Origin of the sequence: Bacillus sp. AR13-1, assembly GCF_008042285.1 — a bacterium.
Classification (GTDB): Bacteria; Bacillota; Bacilli; order Bacillales; family Bacillaceae_G; genus Bacillus_A; species Bacillus_A mycoides.
The window spans coordinates 119391-140779 of record NZ_QNUA01000018.1; the positions used below are offsets into that span (position 1 = coordinate 119391).

21 protein-coding genes and 2 pseudogenes are annotated in these 21389 nt (G+C 34.4%); 3 read left to right on the top strand and 20 right to left on the bottom strand.

Features of this window, described 5'->3' with window-relative positions; translation table 11 throughout:
- Window position 1: 1 nt before the first annotated feature.
- Entirely contained in the window at window positions 2-415 is a 414-nt protein-coding gene (locus tag DN408_RS15205) for a carboxymuconolactone decarboxylase family protein (protein WP_179957898.1), read from the bottom strand.
- Window positions 416-538: 123 nt separating this feature from the next.
- Here DN408_RS15205 and DN408_RS15210 point away from each other — a divergent pair, with 123 nt between their 5' ends.
- Both DN408_RS15210 and DN408_RS15215 read left to right on the top strand, forming a co-directional pair.
- Window positions 539-991 carry an Lrp/AsnC family transcriptional regulator gene (locus tag DN408_RS15210; protein ID WP_002030598.1) on the top strand — a complete coding sequence of 151 codons (453 nt, stop codon included), beginning with the start codon at window positions 539-541 and terminating at the stop codon, window positions 989-991.
- A 100-nt stretch (window positions 992-1091) separates the two neighbouring features.
- Window positions 1092-1274 carry a DUF3913 family protein gene (locus tag DN408_RS15215; protein WP_000707108.1) on the top strand — a complete coding sequence of 61 codons (183 nt, stop codon included), beginning with the start codon at window positions 1092-1094 and terminating at the stop codon, window positions 1272-1274.
- A 29-nt stretch (window positions 1275-1303) separates the two neighbouring features.
- Here the strand turns inward: DN408_RS15215 and DN408_RS15220 are convergent, their stop codons facing one another.
- The 19 genes and pseudogenes from DN408_RS15220 to DN408_RS15315 all read right to left on the bottom strand — a co-directional run bounded on the left by DN408_RS15220 (window position 1304) and on the right by DN408_RS15315 (window position 20526).
- Complete coding sequence (locus DN408_RS15220) at window positions 1304-2317, bottom strand: CPBP family intramembrane glutamic endopeptidase (protein ID WP_078177950.1); 1014 nt, start codon at window positions 2315-2317, stop codon at window positions 1304-1306.
- A 312-nt stretch (window positions 2318-2629) separates the two neighbouring features.
- Window positions 2630-3406: an ABC transporter permease gene (locus DN408_RS15225; RefSeq protein ID WP_002126217.1), complete on the bottom strand. Its 777-nt coding sequence runs from the start codon at window positions 3404-3406 to the stop codon at window positions 2630-2632.
- On the bottom strand, window positions 3406-4308 hold the full coding sequence (locus DN408_RS15230; RefSeq protein ID WP_002030591.1) for an ABC transporter ATP-binding protein: 903 nt from the start codon (window positions 4306-4308) through the stop codon (window positions 3406-3408). Before DN408_RS15230 ends, DN408_RS15225 begins: the two co-directional genes overlap by 1 nt.
- Window positions 4309-4322: 14 nt before the next feature.
- Window positions 4323-5114 (bottom strand): hypothetical protein, encoded by a 792-nt coding sequence (locus tag DN408_RS15235; RefSeq protein WP_002126215.1) that lies wholly within the window; start codon window positions 5112-5114, stop codon window positions 4323-4325.
- Window positions 5111-5809 (bottom strand): ABC transporter ATP-binding protein, encoded by a 699-nt coding sequence (locus tag DN408_RS15240; protein ID WP_002126214.1) that lies wholly within the window; start codon window positions 5807-5809, stop codon window positions 5111-5113. The genes DN408_RS15235 and DN408_RS15240 overlap by 4 nt, the downstream gene beginning before the upstream one ends.
- Window positions 5806-6186 carry a GntR family transcriptional regulator gene (locus tag DN408_RS15245; RefSeq protein WP_002126211.1) on the bottom strand — a complete coding sequence of 127 codons (381 nt, stop codon included), beginning with the start codon at window positions 6184-6186 and terminating at the stop codon, window positions 5806-5808. The genes DN408_RS15240 and DN408_RS15245 overlap by 4 nt, the downstream gene beginning before the upstream one ends.
- Window positions 6187-6379: 193 nt before the next feature.
- A complete protein-coding gene (locus DN408_RS15250; protein WP_002168835.1) occupies window positions 6380-7753 on the bottom strand; it encodes a putrescine aminotransferase in 1374 nt (457 codons plus the stop codon).
- Window positions 7754-9247, bottom strand: a complete 1494-nt coding sequence (locus tag DN408_RS15255) for an aldehyde dehydrogenase family protein (protein ID WP_033730619.1) — start codon at window positions 9245-9247, stop codon at window positions 7754-7756. It abuts the gene before it with no gap.
- A 269-nt stretch (window positions 9248-9516) separates the two neighbouring features.
- Window positions 9517-11646, bottom strand: a complete 2130-nt coding sequence (locus DN408_RS15260; RefSeq protein ID WP_078177954.1) for a sigma 54-interacting transcriptional regulator — start codon at window positions 11644-11646, stop codon at window positions 9517-9519.
- 144 nt (window positions 11647-11790) lie between these two features.
- On the bottom strand, window positions 11791-12039 hold the full coding sequence (locus DN408_RS15265) for a biotin/lipoyl attachment domain-containing protein (RefSeq protein WP_002011502.1): 249 nt from the start codon (window positions 12037-12039) through the stop codon (window positions 11791-11793).
- 27 nt (window positions 12040-12066) lie between these two features.
- Window positions 12067-12357 carry an SAV0927 family protein gene (locus DN408_RS15270; protein ID WP_000762559.1) on the bottom strand — a complete coding sequence of 97 codons (291 nt, stop codon included), beginning with the start codon at window positions 12355-12357 and terminating at the stop codon, window positions 12067-12069.
- Between the two features lie 18 nt (window positions 12358-12375).
- The gene (locus DN408_RS15275; protein WP_002126199.1) at window positions 12376-13656 is read right to left on the bottom strand and encodes a Glu/Leu/Phe/Val family dehydrogenase; all 1281 of its coding nucleotides are present in this window, start codon (window positions 13654-13656) and stop codon (window positions 12376-12378) included.
- A 186-nt stretch (window positions 13657-13842) separates the two neighbouring features.
- Window positions 13843-15192, bottom strand: a complete 1350-nt coding sequence (locus DN408_RS15280; RefSeq protein ID WP_002126196.1) for an APC family permease — start codon at window positions 15190-15192, stop codon at window positions 13843-13845.
- A gap of 424 nt (window positions 15193-15616) precedes the next feature.
- Entirely contained in the window at window positions 15617-16585 is a 969-nt protein-coding gene (gene nrdF, locus DN408_RS15285) for a class 1b ribonucleoside-diphosphate reductase subunit beta (RefSeq protein WP_144512548.1), read from the bottom strand.
- A gap of 94 nt (window positions 16586-16679) precedes the next feature.
- Window positions 16680-18065 (bottom strand): annotated as a pseudogene (locus DN408_RS15290) (ribonucleoside-diphosphate reductase subunit alpha); the annotation flags it as partial.
- A 401-nt stretch (window positions 18066-18466) separates the two neighbouring features.
- Window positions 18467-19165: pseudogene (locus tag DN408_RS15295) on the bottom strand (ribonucleotide reductase N-terminal alpha domain-containing protein); the annotation flags it as partial.
- Window positions 19152-19511 carry a class Ib ribonucleoside-diphosphate reductase assembly flavoprotein NrdI gene (gene nrdI, locus DN408_RS15300; protein WP_000959445.1) on the bottom strand — a complete coding sequence of 120 codons (360 nt, stop codon included), beginning with the start codon at window positions 19509-19511 and terminating at the stop codon, window positions 19152-19154. The pseudogene DN408_RS15295 and the gene nrdI, both read right to left, overlap by 14 nt.
- A gap of 477 nt (window positions 19512-19988) precedes the next feature.
- Window positions 19989-20306, bottom strand: a complete 318-nt coding sequence (locus DN408_RS15310) for a hypothetical protein (RefSeq protein WP_002011512.1) — start codon at window positions 20304-20306, stop codon at window positions 19989-19991.
- Between the two features lie 25 nt (window positions 20307-20331).
- The gene (locus tag DN408_RS15315; RefSeq protein ID WP_002011514.1) at window positions 20332-20526 is read right to left on the bottom strand and encodes a hypothetical protein; all 195 of its coding nucleotides are present in this window, start codon (window positions 20524-20526) and stop codon (window positions 20332-20334) included.
- Window positions 20527-20787: 261 nt separating this feature from the next.
- Here DN408_RS15315 and DN408_RS15320 point away from each other — a divergent pair, with 261 nt between their 5' ends.
- The gene (locus DN408_RS15320; RefSeq protein ID WP_144512550.1) at window positions 20788-21366 is read left to right on the top strand and encodes a GNAT family N-acetyltransferase; all 579 of its coding nucleotides are present in this window, start codon (window positions 20788-20790) and stop codon (window positions 21364-21366) included.
- Window positions 21367-21389 lie beyond the last annotated feature (23 nt).

A 21389-nucleotide genomic window follows, 5' to 3' on the forward strand; every position in this document is an offset into this window, starting at 1 on the left:
ATTAATTGGGCTGTAATTGAAACAGAAAACCAAGTTGCTGCGAAGCAGTAATAAAACAAATATAGGCACAAAGCTCTACAATTTCTTTTTCAGTCCAATATTGTTTTAATATATGAAACATATTATCATCTATCGCCTTTTGGTCATGAACAAATGCATGCGCAAAAGTAACGGCTACGCTAATTTCTTCTATTTTTTGTATATCATCCGGCTTCCCCTTTGCCATACAGTACGGACATTCATTCCCAAACGCTAATGTTCTTCTTACTTGCTCCTTTAACTCTACGGAAAGGGCCCCTGTACTATACAGTGTATTCTCTAACGTACTCCACGAATTTAATATATCTGGATTATGACCTAATAATTTTTGAAACTTTGTATTTCCTACATTTGATAATGTAATTCTCTCCATCATTTCCCCTCCTATTTCCTTCTTTTTTATTGTAAAATAAATAAAGTTCACTTTACATTTCATATGAATCTTAATTTTAAATTTTTCTTTACAAAAATTATCATTTTACTGGAGGTATATTTACAAATGCAATTAGACCGTGTTGATCGAAAAATTTTAAATGAATTATATAATGATAGCCGCCTTTCGATGCGTGAATTAGCAAAACGAGTAAACTTATCGGCTCCGTCTACTACAGAACGTGTACGTAAACTTGAAAGTGAGGGGATTATTCAAAAATACACAATCGATATCAATTATAAAAAAGCAGGACTTGTTTTAGATTGTATTTTAGAAATCACTTTAAAAAATGGTGATACAACACGTATGCAACAGTTTATTCAGTCTTATCCATCTGCAAGTTTTTGTTACCGAGTAACAGGAAGCTTATGCTACATTGTAAAAATCTCTGTTCCTTCACTCGTTGAACTTGAAGAATTTATCAATGATGTTTCTTCATATGCAACGACAGTTTCTCATATCGTATTATCAGAAGTAGCTCTTACTCCGGACATTGAACATATATTCCCAGAAGTTTAATTCATCTTTATTCACAAAAAGAGTAAAAACCCCTTACATTAAGAATAAAAATGATATATCATGTATTAAAATACATAAAGTTCGAGAAAGGGGCTTTACATTGAAAATCTGGTTTTATGAAAAAACGGCACAATTAGATGACTTGCTTGGTATTTGGGACAATGTTCCGACCATCCCTCGAATTGGTGAAAAAGTTGAACTTCTAAAAACCGTTCGGATCGTTACAGATATTAAATATGTAAAGAACGGTAATAATTTTCGTGTAGAGATTATTACAAATTAAAAAGTAGCTCTTTAGGAGCTACTTTTTAATTATCTATTATGCGCTTTCTTTATAACAATTTTATCTTCTTCTACAGAAACTGTTACATAATCATTTTCTTCTAACCGAAGCTTATTTACAGCTTCATCAGGTAGTTCTACAGCCATCAATCTATCTGTTACTATCACTTGGCTATATATTTCATTTTCTTCTGATGTATTCACTACTTTTTCTTCATTTATGAAACGAATCGGTGGCACACCAACTTCTTTTACTGTACGCCATTGGTTCCAAGTAAAAGGAATGAACCATAATAAACCGATAATCACAAGACCAATGCCGATCCATAAATTACTTTGTGCTTGTAATTCAGTAATCGAGATTGCGTCACTTCCATCTCCACCTACAAATTGCATACTCGTTGCAATCAAATTATTTAGAGCATGCACAGCAATATTCGTCCATATATTTTTTGTCTTTATGTATAGAAGGCACATAATAACACCGAACATGAAAGCACCGATAACATCAAAATGTCCTAGTCCAAAAATAAGAGAGGATATAATAACCGCTCGTTTAATCCCCCATTTGTAAGCCATTCGCTGTAAGAAAAACCCTCTAAAAATAACCTCTTCCATTATTGGGGCTAATACACATGCTGAAATGAAAGTAAATATCGTCATGTATATGTTACTCGTATTAATTACATTTCCATCTTCTAACATGGTAACTAAGAAATTAGGTAAAGTATGTGCTAAAATATAAAATTGAATTTGGGATATACCGACTGCAAAAATCATTCCCATGATCGTTGCTAATACAATTAACCCCCAATGTAAACGTCCAGGCTTATCAAAAAAACTTTTAAAAACAACATTATTTTTACTTGTTTTTAAATATAGCCACAATAGTGGAAATGCAAAAAATATTGATATTTGTGACAGCAACTCTATCGTATTGTCAGAAGCACCTGATAAATTTAATGGAATCATAGTCAGGAACATCCCTATAATCATCCATCCAAAAAAACTACGTAGCCTTATACGTGAAAATGCATGTTGCATATGGAACACCTCCAGAGATGATATAAAGTGAAACTTTAATCAGTATTTTATGGGTAGCCCTTCTCCACAAATGGCCGGATAACTAAATTATAATATGAATATAGTTGAAAATCTTCCTATTTTTCTCACTTTATTCCGAATAATATACGTATTAAATTACATAATAACAATCCTATTTGATATACCATATCAATGTTCTTCAACTTAGTTACAATTATGTTCCTAAGTAAATATGTATCTGCCACACTTAAAAGCTACATAAATCAAAAAAGCTGGTTAATAAAAATCCCCGTTAACACGGGGATTTTTCTACTATAATACGTCACGTTTTTGGAATAATACACTTGATGCTACAAGTAATACAGCAAAATATGCAACTACAAGTAATAATGAAGTTGTAAACGTAAATTCTGTAAATGGTGGTTCCATTCCACCGCTTACTAATTTATTACTGTCGTAAACACTTAAATTTAAATGGAAAAACACCACAAATTTCGCTACACCTTTTGCAAACATCATAAGCACCATTGTAATTGCACTTTGTAAGAAGAATAAGAACAACGAAATAATTAATGGTAATACAGAATTTCTAAATACATTAGCTAAGCAAAATGAAAGAGTTGCAAAGAAGAACGGTGAAAGTACTTGATATAAAATGGACTTCATTACGATTCCTAACGTTACTCCTGTTTTACTACCATCCATTACAATCCCGCCAATAATCATTGCGATTAACGTGCTAGCAAATATGATAAATAATATAGTAAGTAACACTGTAATATATTTAGAGAACAAAACTGTAATTCGTTTTCTCGGACGGATTAATAGCTGCTTAATTGTACCTTTTTGGAACTCATCAGTAATTGTACGAGACGCAATCGTAATTCCAAAAATTGTTGCAAATAAGGTAATTAAACCAATCTCTGAACTTACAAAATCTAAATATGATCCTTTAAACTCATTTCCTCCTCCCCATTTCAGCATCGCTAAAACTCCCAAAATCTCCAATGCTGCAATTACACCTATTAAAATGTACATACCTTTTTTCGCATGTAACTTTAAAAATTCATTTTGAATTAATTTAAACATTACGCTTTCACTCCCCCTGTAATCGCTAAGAACTCATCCTCTAACGTTTTATTTTGAACAGTAACACCGTATACGAGTACATCAGCATTCACTAACTGTTTTACAATTTGCGGAATCTCTTCTTTCATTACAGATGCCACAGCTACATTTCCTTGTACTTTACCTTTAATAATTTCGTTCGCTTTTTGAACTTGATCTACTTCAAATGCAACTACAACTGTTTCATCATGCTTCGCTTGTTCATGTAAGTTATACTCTTGTACAAACTCACCTTGCTTTATAATAACTACGCGATCACACATCAATTCAATTTCACTTAATAAATGACTTGATACAATGACTGCAATATTTTCTTCTTTCGCTAATCGTTGTAAATAATCACGAATTTGGCGAATACCAGCTGGATCTAATCCATTTGTCGGTTCATCTAAAATTAAGATTTTCGGCTGATGAAGTAACGCCTGCGCAATTCCTAAACGCTGTTTCATACCAAGTGAGTATGTTTTCACCTTTTTATGAATCGCATGCTCTAATTCAACAAGCTTTACAATTTCAGCGATGCGCTCTTTACTAATTGGGGTAATCGCCATGTTCGCAAAATGCTTTAAATTTTGCATTCCAGTCATATAATCATATAGCTCGGGATTTTCTACAATCGCTCCAATTTGCTCTAGCGCCTTTTCACGCTCTGTGCGAATACTATGACCACAAATTGTAATATCGCCTTCTGTCATAGAAATAAGACCTGTCATCATACGAATTGTCGTCGTCTTACCGCTACCGTTCGGTCCAAGAAACCCGTACACTTCCCCTTCACGAACTTCAAATGATAAACCGCGGATAATTTCTGTTCTACCGATTTTTTTTCGGACATTTTCTAATTTCACTACTACATTTCCCAATGATGATTCCTCCTTTAAACTTCTAGTTTTTTGTCGATGATGCGCCCTGTAACTACTAATAATATAATTGTTAATAAACAGTTAAAACATAGATTTAAAACTGTAATATCTGTACCAGAATAAAATGATGTATTTAAAAAGCCGTTTTGATCTATAAATCCAATATTATTTATGGCAAACACATACTTTTCTATTTGCTGAAAGATATATGTTATTCCCCCATTAAATGCGATAAAAACAACGAATAAGATTACGCAAACAATCTTACTCATCGATGATTTCACATTGAATAGCTTCGTAATTACTATAATTAAATAAATAGAAACTAGCATATTAACAAAATCTAGTCCCCATAAGAAAATAGATAACATATGATGTAATATTCCATAATCATATAAACTGTGGATTGCTTGCTGAACACCTAAATCTGTTTTTCCATTGTAAATATTTAAAGAAAAATAGTATAGAAAAATGATTCCTATTCCTAGCAAAATCATAAAGAGTAGTACACAAAATAAAACATTTGCACATATATACTTTTGTGCTGAAATAGAAGTACAACGTAGCATAGAGTTTTTTAGCATTTTTCGAAAAGACGATATACCTGTTAGAAGAATTGCGAATCCATTTATACCTAGTACGATAAAAAATATAATAATGATTATATCTTGCCTACCTGAAATTCTAGCTCCTGAAACTCCTTTCATATTAAATAAAAGAATTAATGAAACTGTAATAAATCCGAAGTAAATAATGGCTATTTTTCTCTTATTACAATTATACAGATAAAGAAAAAGCTGACTCATTTCTCATAGGCCTCCTTAAACAGCTCATGTACTGCTTTCCCCTTTTGAAATCTTAGTTCTTCCACATTTTCATGCAATATTATTTCTCCATCTTTCAAAAAGATTACTTCATCAAATATATTTTCGATTTCTCTTATTAAATGAGTTGATATAAGCAGCGTACAATCTTCACGATAAAATTTAAGGATTAGCTCAAGTACATGCTCCCTAGAAACGAGATCAATCCCGCCAAGCGGTTCATCCAGTACGTATAACTTCGCTTTTCGAGAAAATGTTAAAATGATTTGCAGCTTCTCAATCATCCCTTTTGACAATGCTTTAATTTTTTCTTCTAACGGTATTTTAAATTCCGTAATCGTATCTACCGCTTTTTGAATATCGAAGTCTTTATAAAAATCTCGATAGAAAAATAAAGAATCTTTTACCGTCATCCAATCATCAAAGACTGGCTTATCAGACATAAATGAAACGATTTCTTTCGTCTCTAATCCTACCTTTTTACCATCTATTGTAATACTACCTTCAGAAGGGTGCTGCAAGCCTGCAATCATTTTCAATAACGTCGTTTTCCCGCTCCCGTTATCTCCAACAAGCCCAACGATTTTCCCTTCTGTAATCTCTATGTTTAACTCACGGATCACTGCTTTTAATCCGTACCGCTTCCATAGATTTTCTATTTTTAATAACTCTGTCATTCGCTCTCCTCCCTTTTCTCATGTAATGAAGAACGAAGGATTGTAAGAATTTCTTCTTCTGAAAAACCTAAATTGTCCATTCCATTTATGAAAGAATGAAGTAATTCTTTCGCCATATCTTTTCGCAGCTCCATAATTTTCTCCCCTTCATTCGTTACATATCGCCCCATTCCTCTACGTGTTACAACAACTCCATCCCGTTCTAGTTCTTGAAATGTGCGTTGAATCGTATTTGGATTTACTTGTAAATCACTCGCTAATTCACGTACGGAGGGAATTTTATCACCAGGCAATAAATGTCCTGTTACAATTTCCTTTTTTATGTATTCCATTACTTGAATGTAAATTGGTGTGTTTGGAGAAAACTCGATTTTCATTTCTCCCCTCCTGTCTTAGTGTGTTAGTTAAATAGTACACTAAGACGAATTATATGTAAATACTTACAACAAAAAATGTAATAAAAAGGCAGTGTAACTTTTCGTTACACTGCCTTCCTGTAATAACATACAGGTAAATCTATTCTAATTTTAGTTTCAATCGTTTGAATTCACATATAACCTTATACAAAATTTATTTTACTTTTACTTGATTTAGCACAGATTTAAACGTATTAATAACTGTATCTACTTCTTCATAACTAATTGTAAGGGATGGTTCAATACGAATTGTTTTTGAGTTAATTAATGTTCCCGCAACAAGAATTCCTTGATCAAACATCGCCTTTGACACTTCATAACCAATCTCGTCTTTATGGAATTCAATCCCAATCATTAAACCTTGACCACGAATTTCAAAGATTTTATCTTCGTGTCCTTCTGCAGCTTGTTTCAATCCATTTAAGAAATACTCCCCAACTTCCATAGCTCGTTCCGGTAATTTCTCTTCCAATAAAACATGGATTGTTGCAATTGCAGCAGCACATGCAAGTGGATTTCCTCCAAATGTTGTTGTGTGCATAAATGGATTTTCAAACCAACTTTTGAATACTGTTTCTTTCGCAACAATAGCTCCCGCTGGCATTACACCTCCACCAAACGCCTTCGCAAGACAAATAATATCCGGCACGACATCATATAATTCTGCAGCAAACATTTTTCCTGTACGTCCCATTCCAGTTTGTACTTCATCAAAGATAAGGAGTGATCCAAACTCATCACAAAGCTCTCGTACTTGTTTCAAATAATTTTCTGGAGGTAAAATAATACCGCCCTCTCCTTGAATTGGTTCTAAAATAACTGCTGCAACATCTTCTCCCACTAATGCACATGTCTCAAATGTTTTTCTCATCATATCAATATCGCCAAACGGAACATGACGGAAACCCGGAATTAATGGTAAAAATGGCTTACGGAACATTCCTTTTGCCGTCCCAGATAAAGCACCAAGGCTCTTACCATGGAAAGCACGCGTTGTAGCAATGAACGTTGTTCGTTCACTATACATTTTTGCTAGTTTTAGTGCTGCCTCCACACTTTCTGTACCACTGTTTGTAAAGAAGGCGTATTTCAAATCACCAGGTGTAATATCCGCTAAAATCTTTGCAAGCATTGCTCGAAGTGGATCCAGTAAATCCTGACTGTGCAATGCTTGACGTTTTAATTGATCTGTCACAGCTTTTACCACTTTCGGATTACGGTGACCAACATTATAAATTCCAAATCCACCTAAACAATCAATATATCTTTTACCGTTAATATCCATGAAACAAGATCCTTCATCTGACCATTCTACTGCTGCAAATTGTCCATCTTTTGTTACTGTTTTTCTATAAGCAAGAAAACCAGGGTTTACATGCTCTCTAAATCCATCTACTGTTTCTTTTTGAATCCAGTTTGCCTCTTCTTCAGTAACCTTTTCTTTTTCAATTAACTGTAGTACTTTCGTAATATACTCATTTACATTTGATTCTTTCTCATTCAATTTATTTTTCACGTTCGTTTCCATCTAATTCACCTCTACATTTTTTTTATTTGCAAACCAACCAATAGGTTCTACTTCTAGATTTATATTAATCTGCTTAATTTCTTGAAATTCTTCTAAACCAAACGTTCCTAGACTACGACCTATACCACTCTGCTTATATCCGCCCCAAGGCGCCTCATTGTATGTTGGGTGATAGCTATTAATCCACGTAATTCCTGCGCGAAGTTTGCGAATCACACGCATTGCTTTTGCACCATCGACTGTAAATACTCCTCCAGCCAAACCATAGTCTGTACCGTTTGCCAACTCAATTGCTTCCTGTTCGTCTTTAAACTTTTGAATTACTACAACAGGACCGAAGATTTCTTCCTGGACAATACGCATATCAGGTTTTACATTGACAAAGACTGTTGGTTCAATAAAGAAACCATCACCTTTTCCATCCTCCATTATTCGTCTACCTCCGCAAGCAACGTTTGCACCTTCGTCTTTCCCAATTTCAATATAACGTAATACTTTTTCCATATGTTCTTGACTTACAAGTGGCCCCATTTCTGATTCTGGATTATCACCAGGCCCAACGTTAATTTGCTGTGCTCGCTCTACAAAACTATTAACAAATTTATCATAAATCTTTTCTTCTACAAGGATTCTTGATCCTGCTGAACATACTTGTCCGCTACCTGCATAAATACCGAATAGAGCATAATCAATAGCGGTCTCAAAATCTGCATCTGCAAAAATAATATTTGGAGATTTCCCTCCAAGTTCTAACGAAATCTTTTTCATATTATCAGCCGCTGTTCTCATAATGTGCTTACCTGTTTTTGTTCCACCTGTAAAGGAAATCATATCCACTTTATTACTCGCTGCAATTTCATTTCCTACTATTGGACCAGCCCCCATTACCATATTGGCAACACCTTTTGGTAGCCCTACTTTTTCAAGGATTTCGAATAGCTTTGTTGCAGTGATTGGTGTCACTTCAGAAGGTTTAAACACAATTGTATTTCCAGCTGCTAAAGCAGGTGCAATTTTCCATACACTCATCAATAGCGGATAATTCCATGGAACAATTAATCCACAAACACCAACTGGCTCTCTTACAACCATCGCTTGCATCGGATCGGCTACATGATATGTTTGACCATCTGGCTTTGTAATCAATCCGGCATAATAGCGAAAACAAGCCGCTGCATCTCCAATATCTCCTTCTGCCTCACGGTACATTTTTCCATTATCCATTGTTTCAAGGTACACTAATTCTTCCATATTTTTATCAATTTCATCTGCTATTTTAAATAAATATGATGCCCTTTCAGCAGTGGATGTTGCTGACCAAATTCCGCTATCGAAAGCCGTTCTTGCCACTTCTATCGCGTATTTTGCATCCTCAATCGTTCCCTCAGGTGCATATGCTATACCCTTGCCATTCGCAGGGTTAATAATCGTTCTTTTCTCTTGATTACTAGACTCTCTCCATTCACCGTTTACATACATTTTTAAATCTAGCACTATATTGAATCCCCCTTCATCGATCGTTTATATATTTATAAGCAATTTTCATGCCAATCTTTAAAATCCAAAGGAATCATACATAAACTGACTATTTTCTTAAAAACAATAAACAATTTATGCACTCTCGCATACACTATTCCATTTTGCATAAAACGGAATGTTAATCATTTCTGCTACCGCCTTCACCACTCGGGACTTGACTCCTAGAGAATATGCACATGCTGAGCGCACACAAAAAGGAGAAGTCTATGTGACCTTCTCCTTTTTTAGGAATAAGAGATGATATCAGCCGCTATCCCTTTTTCACTAACAATTTTTTGATATTTACGACTCACTGAAGATTGGCTGATTCCAAGAGCTTTTGCAGCCTTAGTCGTTGTTTTATACTGCTTCATTGCAAGTAAAATCAATTGTTCTTCTACAGAATGTAGCGCTTCTTGTAATGGTAATACTCTTGTAATAACTGGTTTTGATTTTTTAAAGTCATAACCAGTTGTTAAAAACTTACTAACAAACTCTGCTTCAATTACTGGATCGTCTGCTGATACTACTAAACGTTCAATCATATTTTGTAATTCACGTACATTTCCTGGCCATGAGTAAAACTCTAGTAAGCTAAGCGCATCTGGAGTTAAATGATAATTTTTATTATATTTTTCATTTAACTGTTGCAAGAAATGAAAGGCAAGTACCGTAACATCTTCCATTCGCTCTCGTAGAGGAGGCACTCGCAACGGAATTACATTTAGCCGATAAAACAAATCTTCACGGAATGTTCCAGATTCCACCATCTTTTCAAGACTCTTATTTGTAGCAGCAATAATTTGTACATTTATTTTCGTAGGGATTGTACTTCCAATAGGAATTACTTCTTGTTCCTGTAGGACTCTAAGCAATTTCACTTGCAAATGTAAAGGCATTTCTCCAATTTCATCTAAAAATAAAATACCTTGATCCGCCCGCTTAAAATATCCTTCTTTTCCATTTTTATCGGCTCCTGTAAAAGCACCTTTCGTATAACCAAATAGTTCACTTTCTAACAAAGTTTCTGGAATTGCACCACAATTTAATTTTAAAAATGGCTTTGAAGATCGGTTTCCAAGTTGATGAATTGCCTGAGCAATTACTTCTTTTCCGACGCCAGATTCTCCAGAAATAAGAACATTGGAAGAAAAATCTGCTATTTTTTTAGCTTGGTTAATAATTTGCTCCATTTTCGGACTACAGTAAATAAGCTTCTTAAGAAAACGATCTTTATTTTTAAAGTCATCTAACTCCTTCTTATATTGCTCTGATATCTTCTTTATTTCATGTAATTCCGTCTTCAATCTCGTTGCTTCGGTAATATCCCTTGAGGCAATAATAATACGATGAAGCTCTCCGTTTTCATTAAATACAGGGTTTCCAACTGCTAATATTTTTCTTCCGCTTTTTGTTTCTTGTACAACTGATACCTTTTTTTGTTTTTCCAACACTAATCGCGTAACCGATGGACTAAATAATCCTTTCTTTTCTAGGTCTAAAAGATTTTTTCCTAACAAGTCCTTCAAATTACTCCCCCAAAAATCATTGATAACAGTTTCACTATAACGAATTAATTCCCCTTTATGATTAACAACTAATATTTCATCATAAATGCTAGACAAAATTGCATGTAAATCTTTATTTAAATCCTTTATATATTCAATTTCCATCGCCATGTCCTCGACCATCGGCAAATCTTGCACAATAATAACCATTCCTTCAATACTTTGATCAAAGTTTGGAATCGGACTATAGTCAACTAATACACCCATCTCATTTGTGATTTGTAATTGATTCAAAATCGTTTTTCCCTTTGTAAATACGTTATTAATGTGTTCTCCATTAAAAATCAGTTCTGCTGGTACATTCATAACTTTTTCAGGAGTCGATTTAATCATCTTCAAACCAGATTCATTACAATTTACAATTTTCTTTTCTCGATCTACTACAAAAATCCCCATTGGAATAGACGTTAAAATAATTTTCAATATATCAACACTCTGATTTTCTTGTTTAAATAGTTCTGCAAAAACATCCTCTCTTCTTATATATCCTGTTAGCTCATCCACTTCATTTTTTACTATGGCAATCGGCGCTCCAATAATTTGAAAAAGAGCTGTTAAAGAAATATCTTTACTAAGATGACATATTGTATCTAGTGAAACAGCATTTGAAAGTAATAGCTTAGAAGTTAATTCCTTACTATTTGATAGCAGATCCTTCACATGAACGTATGCAAATAATTTCTCTCCTCTTTTTAAAAATAGAAACGATTCTTTTATATTTTTAACATCTATATTCCATTCCTTTTCAGATTGATCGATAGGTAGAGAAACTATGGGTCTAATTTTTGTATGAGCGATGGAAAACATTCTGCTATTCCTCCTTTGAACTATTTAATTTGTATTGTATCATTAAATATAGATTTTTTTAATTAATCTGAAAATAAAACATTTCTTTCTTTATTTAATAAAAAAAGGAAGATGAGTGCCTCCATCTTCCTCATAGTTCTATCATTAATCACTACCACTAACGAAAAGATCTTCTTGAATATAAGCTAATACCATACCTGGAATTACTTTATCTCCCGCTTCTACTTCTAAAGATTGAACTTCTCCACTACATCCCATCTTAATTACTTCCAGTTTACCATTCATATCTTTAATAGCGAATAATGGCTCCCATTCATAAATTCGAGAATCCTTATCGATAGACACTTTTTCAATTATTCCATAACACGGACTCGTAATAATATCATAATACATAATCAATCATCCCTTTCTTTTATTCTATTAATATTGTTCTTCTAACCTTTGTGACTGAAGAATCATATAGAAAAAGCTTTGAAACTCTTCTATGTCCTCTACCTCAATGCCTAGCCTTGTTGCCCAATATTGTTCCTCTCCAATATCTTCTTGGCTTAATAAAACCATTCTCCCATTTTGAATTGAGGTAACCATTGCTTTTCCAAGAAACTGTTGCGAATACGTAACAGCTATATCGTAACGATGACTATTCGACACAATACAGTAATAACCGATTTGTTGTCTCTCCACTTCTTCTAATAAAATATCCAGTTTCATTTTAGCCCTCCCTTTAGGTTAAAAATGCAACCAACCTCTTAGGCGCGATGCTTCTACAATCTTGCGAACCCCTTCCATATAGGCAGCAATTTTCATATTTACTCCAAAGCGTTTAGAAGTATCAAGTACGTTAGAAAAACTAGATGTAATTTTCTCCTTTAAACATTGATCAACATATTGCTCCGTCCAGTAATATCCTTGGTTATTTTGACACCATTCAAAATATGAAACAATCACGCCACCAGAGTTTGCTAAAATATCTGGAACAACCAAAATTCCCTTTTCTTCTAACATGGTTATCGCCTCTTTTGTTGTTGGTCCATTTGCAGCCTCAATGATAATCTTACATCCAAGCTTTCCTGCATTATGTTTTGTAATGACTCCTCCAATTGCCGCCGGAATGAGTACATCACATTCTTTTTCTAACAACTCCTGATTAGAAATTGTTTTACTAAAGAGATTCGATACTACACCGAAAGAATCTCTGTTTTCTAGTAAATAAGGAACATCTAGACCGTCTGGATTATAAATTCCTCCTATAGCATCTGATACCCCGACTACTTTCACACCAATATCATATAAATATTTTGCCAAATAACCTCCAACATTCCCAAACCCTTGAATAATAACTCGCATATTTTGTAGCGGAATTTGTTTTAACTCACTTACTAACTGAAGTGTATACAATACACCTTTAGACGTTGCTGTTTCCCGCCCTTGTGATCCTCCTAGCATTAATGGCTTCCCGGTTATAAAGCCTGGAGAGTCAAACTCCCTGATATGGTCATATTCATCTAGCATCCAAGCCATAATTTGCGCATTTGTATACATATCAGGTGCTGGAATATCTTTCGTCGGCCCCACAATTTGACTTACTGCTCTTACATACCCACGACTCAGTAACTCTAGTTCTCTAAAACTCAACTCCTGTGGATTACAAATAATCCCGCCCTTTGCGCCTCCATATGGCAGTCCTGTCACTCCACATTTCAAGCTCATCCAGCCAGCAAGTGCTTTTACTTCTTCTGCCGTAACATCTGGATGAAATCTAATACCACCTTTTGTTGGCCCTGCTGCGTCGTTATGCTGAGCGCGATACCCTTGAAATACCTTTGTTGTTCCATCATCCATTCGAACAGGAATGCTTACTTCTAAAAAACGCATTGGTTTTTTCAGAAATTCGAATACTTCGTCTGGATAACTTAAAAAATGAAGCGCCTCTTTTAATATAGCTTGAAATTCCTCTAAAGGATTTTCAACTTCAACTGTATTTGTATGTTTTTCTGATTGAATCGGCACGATAACACCCCTCTTTATACTTTTACTAATTGTACAAAGCAATAATCGTGCCAAGTGAAAATACTACGTTAATCATATCGTGTCATCCCCTTTACTTATGAATCTTTGAGTGACTTATGCAATGCTGCATGATTATCAAATATAAAAAGAAAAAGACATCGGAACTTATCCGATGCCTTTTTCTTTTTATATTTCCTGTGCTTCTTCAAAATGCATTTGCGGAGGAGCTGAACGGAACATATTTGTAACATATAGAAGGTACCCAATTCCAATAGCAGCCCAGCAAAGTCCCAAAATAAGTGAATGGATATTGAGATTAAACCATAGTACGGCTACAGTAGCAGCACCCAAAATAGGCATAACTAAGTAATTTAAGAAATCTTTTATCGTCTTATATCTTTTTTTCTTGATTATATAGTAAGAAATTACAGACAAATTAACAAATGTAAATGCAATAAGCGCTCCAAAGTTAATAAGAGATGCTGCTGTTTCTAAATCAATGAATATAGCGAAGAGCGAAATAATTCCTACAAAAATAATATTATATACTGGGGTTCTCCAGCGAGGATGAATGTATCCGAATATTTTCTTCGGAATTACATTATCTCGCCCCATTACGTATAATAACCTGGATACACTTGTATGAGAAGCTAAACCAGACGCAAGTGTCCCCATAAGGGTTCCTACTAAAAAGAAAGCTTGAAATAATTTCCCGCCAACATATAGCGCAATTTCTGGGGATGCTGATTCTTGATTTTTAAATACAGATGTATCTGGAAAAATAGATTGTGTAAAATACGTTGTAGTAATGAATAAAACTCCGCCGATTAAAGCAGTAAGAAAAATAGCTCGAGGAATTGTTTTTTTGGCGTTTGGTGTCTCTTCTGAAAATGTAGTTACTGCATCAAAACCTAAAAATGAGAAACAAAGAATTGTTGCACCTGCAACTAACGGTGATATTTGTATATCTGATTGAAAAAACGGCTGAATGGAAAAAACTTCTCCTGTTCCCTCTCCCGCTAATAAGCCTTTTATAACTAGAAAAACAAATACGGCCATTACTAACACTTGAAATATTACTAAGAACGTATTGAAATTAGCAGTAACATTTACGCTAATCATATTTATTAATGTAACCAGGAGAACAAAGCCAATGACCCATACCCAACTAGGAACACTTGGGAAAAATGCTGACATATAAATTCTCGTTAATAGTGCGTTCACCATTGGTAGAAACAAATAATCCAATAACGCGGACCATCCAACAAGAAACCCAAGCCTTGCACTAATTGTCTTCTGTGTATACGTATAAGCAGATCCTGCGGTAGGAAAAGCCTTTACCATTTTTCCGTAGCTTGCAGCGGTAAACAACATCCCCGCTAATGCAATAAGATAAGCTCCTGGAACATGACCACCCGTTTTTTCAGAAACGATTCCAAATGTGTCAAACCCAACCATCGGTGTCATATACCCGACCCCTAGCATAACAATTGACCAAAGCCCTAATGAACGTTTTAAACCAACTACTTTCCCCACCTATCATTCCTCCTACTTTCTCTATCTAATTTCCATTTAAAAATCGACAATCAAAAGGAAGCGTTTTCAAATAACCATATATCACACCGAGTACTACCTCCCTTTTTGTTGCTTTTTAAATATTCATGCAATTTTCAAGCCAAAATTTCTAGAGTTTAAAAATTCAATATTAAAAAGAACGTATAGGTGGAATTAGACCTCATTTCTTCTCATTTTTTATTCATTTTGACATAAATTATTCAATCTCTCATACGACTAAATATGAAAATAAAACCTTAATCCGTGTTTTTTCTTGATTCCGACTTCCTCAAAAATTGGGCTTTTACAAGATTAAAATATTTCCATGAAATAATAACATTATGTAAACTATTCATAGCAAAAAAGCTGTCTTTTCTATAAAGACAGCTTTTTCTATAACACTATATTAAAAATTGAATACGAAGTCATCGTCTGCTAACTTTTCAACATTCGTTGCTTTTACGTAACCATTTCCTTTTACAGAGAAGAAGTCATGGTTTTTCGTATCTGTACGTAAACCATTTAAAACGATTGGGTTAATTTCTTCTTCCTCAAACTTCGGCTCAAGTCCTAAGTTCATAAGTCCTTTATTCGCATTGTAACGAACGAAACGATTTACATCCTCTACAAGACCGATAGAAGTGTAAATTTCTTCTGTATATGCCAATTCAATTTCATACAGTCCCATTAATAACTCTTGCGTTTCCGTTTGTACTTCTTGTTGCTCTTCTGCAGAAAGTTCTGTGAAGATTTGTTGTGCTAAAATACCAACGAATACGCCGTGAATTGACTCGTCACGAATTATTAGGTTAATAATCTCACCACTTGCCGTCAATTTACCTTGACCCGCTAAGTAAAGTGGATAGAAGAATCCACTATAGAATAAGTAACTTTCTAAGAACACACTTGCTACCATTGCCATGTATAACTCTTTTTTCGTTACTTCAGGCTTTAATAAGCGACGATAGTAACTAGTAACAATACCAGCTTTTTTCTCAAGTAATGGATGGTTATCTACCCATTCAAAAATATCATCAATTTCTTCTTCAGTAGCTAATGTTGTGAAAATATGACTGTAACTCTTCGCATGTACTTCTTCCATAGCGCCCATGAAAGCTAATACACTTTTCGCTTGTAAATTTTCAAGATGAACAAGTACAAGAGGCATCCCTTCGCCACCTTGTTTCGTATCTAAAAGTGTTAAACCACCTAATACACGCTTATAAGCAATTTGCTCTTCTTTTGATAATTGTGCCCAAGTATTTTTGTCAGAAGATACTGCGATTTCTTCTTCTGTCCAAAACTGAGCGATGTTTTGCTTCCAAAACATTAAACTAAAATCATCTTCTTTTTTGTTCCAGTTTACCGCACGCATTAAATCGCCCCTTCTCTAAATAAACATAAAAAATTGATAACTAAGCATGAGCAGGGTTCAGAAAAACCCTGCTCATAATGTCTCACTTTTTATATTAAACGGTACAAGCCACGCACTCTTCCACGCTTAATTTACGTGTTCTCGTATAATAAAGACTCTTCAAGCCTTTTTTATGTGCATAAATGTAGTAACGTGCTAACTCACGTGTTGAAATATCACTATTAACATAAAGAATTGTACTAATTCCTTGGTCAATATGTTCTTGAACTTCTGCGATTAAATCAATTAATTTAAACTGATTCATATCATAAGAAGATTTATAGTACCAAAACGTATCTTTTGATAAATACGGCATTGGATAATATGTTGTCGCATTCGCATACGTTCTTGATTCAATTTGACTTACGATTGGCATTACGCTTGAAGTTGCATTTTGAACGTAACTGATCGATTGTGTCGGAGCGATTGCAAGACGATATGAGTTGTATAAACCATTCTTCTGTACTTGCTCTTTTAAACTTGTCCAATCTTCTTTTGTTGGAATATGAATTCCTTCAAATAATTGCTGAATTTTTTCAGTTACTGGGCTGTAATCTGTCGTTTCATACTTTTCAAAGTATGTGCCGTTTGCATAATCAGACTTATCGAAGTCTTTAAATGTTTCGCCTTTTTCTTTAGCGATCTCCATACTTTTCTCAATCGAGTAGTAATTTAACATCATAAAGAATGTACGAGCGAATTCTTTCGCTTCAGCACTTTCATAAGCGATTTTATTTTTTGCTAAATATCCATGTAAGTTCATTGCTCCAAGTCCAACTGAATGAAGCTCATCATTTGCTTTTTTCACAGTTGGGGCATTCGGAATGATCGTCATATCAGAAACAGCTGTTAAAGCTTCCATTCCCGCATGAACTGCTTCACGAATTTCTTTATTTTCCATTACGTTTACGATATTTAACGATCCTAAGTTACAGTTAATATCACGGCGGATAATGTCTTCTGTACCGTAATCATTTATTTCAGAAGTTTCTTGTAGCTGGAAGATTTCTGTACATAAGTTCGACATCTTCACAGTTCCAATATCCTTCAGTGGATGCTGGTTATTTGCATTTGATTTAAACATTAAGTATGGGTAACCAGACTCAAGCTGAATCATAGCAATTTTAATCAGCATATCACGCGCACTAATATCTAATGGCTTCTTCTTCACTTTCGGATTGCTCATTAATTCATCGTACATTTCGTCGATATCTATATCATCTAAATGTTTTCCGTACTCTTTAAATACTGTATAAGGCGCGAAAACATGGAAAGGTTCGTTTTTCTCAGCAAGCTCAAAGAACTTACTTGGAACGATAATTCCGATTGATAGAGACTGAATACGGCTCTTCTCATCGGCATTTATTTTTTTGGTATCAAGGAATTCAATAATATCCCAATGGAAAATGTTTAAGTATACTGCACCTGCACCTTTTCGTTGCATATTGTTACTCCATATCGTCAAAACGTATGGGGGATAGTCATTTCTGCTATCCTCTCTATATCGCTATAGAGTTCAGACCATATCTTCTTCTCGCCAAATTCTTCATTTAACCATTTATCATATGTTTGATGCACATGAATATGGCATAAACTATAATAACTGTATACACCCTTTGAATTTGGTTGTTTTGAGAAGCCAGGTTCGAGCTACTTAGTCACCTACATAGCCACTTGGTCGTTGAACCTTCTCCTTATCTAATAAATTTAGGAGCTCGGCTGCTGATTTCCTGCAATCTTGGATTTTCAGGGTTCGCTACGTAATTTCTTCGTAGTATCCTACCTTGATATACTCAGGCGTTCCAGCAATTGACCTGGTTTTATAGTTGAGCCATAAAGTTAACCCAACTGATTCGCATACGAAAACGAATCTTCAAGTAATTTCATAACAGGTACTACACCACTTGCGGCGTTATCAATACCTTTAATTTGCTCACCACGTGCGCGTAGCTTAGATAAGTTTAAAGCTACTCCACCACCGATTTTCGATAATTGCATTGCAGTATTAATGTTAAAGCCGATTGAATTTAAGCTATCATCCATCTCTAACAAGAAACAAGACACCATTTCTCCTCTTCTGCTTCTTCCCGCATTTAAAAAGGTTGGTGTCGCTGGTTGGTAGTTTTGTTTTACAATCATGCTTGCGAAGTGTTTTGCCTTCGCAACATCACCGCGTCCTAAGTATAATGACACAATTGCTACACGATCTTCATAGCTTTCTAAGTATTGTTTTTGATCATTCGTTTTTAACGCATAATCTTTATAGAACTTAGATGCTGCCATATAAGATTGGAACTCGAAGTTTTCACCATAAGCGATGTTATAAACTCCTTCTACTTCCTCCAACCTATACTCGTCCAGAACGTTGTAATAGTAATCATGTTCTTTCATATACTCCATTCGCTCTGCCACGCTATTAAAATGAACGGTATTCTCTCTAGCTTCTTCCATAAAGACTTCTAACGCCTCTTTATCTTTATGAAGCTGATAAAAACCGTCCTGCATTTGCGTGATTTCATTATTCAGTTCAATGTGTCGCAATCTCCCGCACCCTTTCTTTAAAATATTCTACATCATTATTTGTTCCAGATAACTCAAATTTTGATACAATAGGCACTTCATATTTAGTAGAGATTTTGTCAGCACTTGCACCAAACATGTCTCCCCAATTACGATTGCCACTTGCAGATACGCCTTTTAATTTTTCATTATTGCGTTCTAAAAAGTCTAAAACACGTTCCGGTACATTTCCAAAACCTGTTGTATACGTAATAAGAATAAAGTCTTCATCTAATACTAGAGCTTCATCAATTTGAACGGCCGGCATATTTAATTTGTGAATGAAACGCTTCACGTTTCCTGTCATAGAATCATATGCAACTAACATTTCCGACCCTCCCTCTCCAATCTATATTCTCTGTATGTCGTTTCTTGATTTCTCTATATATTGTATTACGTTTCAAAATAAGACACAAGATATATGTATAAATTCTTTCTTTTTTTAACTTTTACTTTTCGACATGACCGTCGATTTTTTTCAATACAAAGACTATGAAACAACATTCTAAAACTCATGTCAATAAAGTGCTTTTCAAAAAAGTTGTCAACGAATTTAACCTTATTTTTAAAAAAGTTACCAATATTTTTTGTCATAAAACAGTAAATGCTGGAGTAATATATTTCTCCAGCATCACGCAAAAAAGAACAGATATTAAACGATAATCTGTTCTAACAAACGATTACATTTATCAATTTTACTTTATTAAATATTATACATATTCTTTCGTTCCTCGTTACATACTAAAAGATAACTATTATAGAAAAAGATTATTATTATGGAACTTCAATTTATTTATGAAAAAAATTATTCAGGGTGCTCAATACGCAAAATATCTCTTACAAATATATGATGTGGATTCTCATCTTTATCGAGCATTGTACATACAGGAGCTTCTTCATCAAAGTATACGATCATTCCTTCTACGTACTGATATGTATGTTGAACTTGTACCGTTACTTTAATTTCTACTGCTTGTTCATACGCCCTTTTTATTTTCTGAAGCATTTTTGCTGAACATTTTCGTTTCTCTGGATACATAACCATTCCCATAAACCTATTCCCAGCTCTATCTTTCCACATATAATCCCAATGTGGCAATATGCCTTGTTTAAAATCCCCCATAATTCCCCTCTCCTTTATCTTCTATTTATGAACGTGGTGTTTCTGAATATGTATAAATTACCTGTCCACCGCGCTGTGCGTTCCCGATAATATGTTTAAAATCTTCTCGATTTACAACAACTTCTCTGAACGTATAAAATACATCTTTCGTCGCAACATACTCCTTTATTTCATCATTTTTCAGCTGATCCAAAATTGTATTTGCTAATTGTTTATCCATGTATTTCACCTCTCTGCAATATTTTATTCTATCGCATCTTCTATAGGTCGACAACGGTAAAATTATCCCGTTACTATTATGTAATTCACTTTCATTATTTTTATATCTATATCACTTTATTATATTCGCACTAAATATCATATACTAACATAGCTACTTCTCTATATCAAACTTTTTGATACCCTGTATAACAAAGTTCCAAATCACTGTTTGATATTTTATTTTATGCTACAATATACATTTAGAACTAGGAGGGATACTATGATTCGGAAAGCAAAAAAGACAGATGCGGTAGAAGTAGCACCTTTATTGTATAACGCTCTGCACGAAATTGCTGAAAAAATCACAGGTAGCACAGTTGAAGCAAAAGTAATACTAGGACTTGAAACATGGTTCGTAAAAGAAAATAATCGATTGAGCTATGAAAACTGTTTAGTGGCTGAACAAGGTGGAAAGGTAGTTGGGGTTATTGTCGTTTATCACGGTAGTGACGCTGAACAACTTGATGCACCAATCATACACTACTTAAGAGAACTACATGAAGACGAATCCATTACGTTAGAAAAAGAAGCTGAACTTGATGAGTATTATATTGACACGTTGTCAGTTTCAAGTATGTACAGTGGACGTGGTATTGGCTCTAAATTAATCGATGCAGCTGAACTTCATGCAACTGAAAAAGGGCATGAAAAAATCGCCTTACTTGTTAATTTAGAAAACAAACGCGCTTTTTCACTATATGAAAAAATTGGTTACAAAGAAGATAAAACCGTTATGCTCGTCGGTGAATCGTATGCCCATCTAATAAAACCATTACGGTCATTGGTTTCTATATCTTAAAAGGACAATTCTTTTTTACTTGT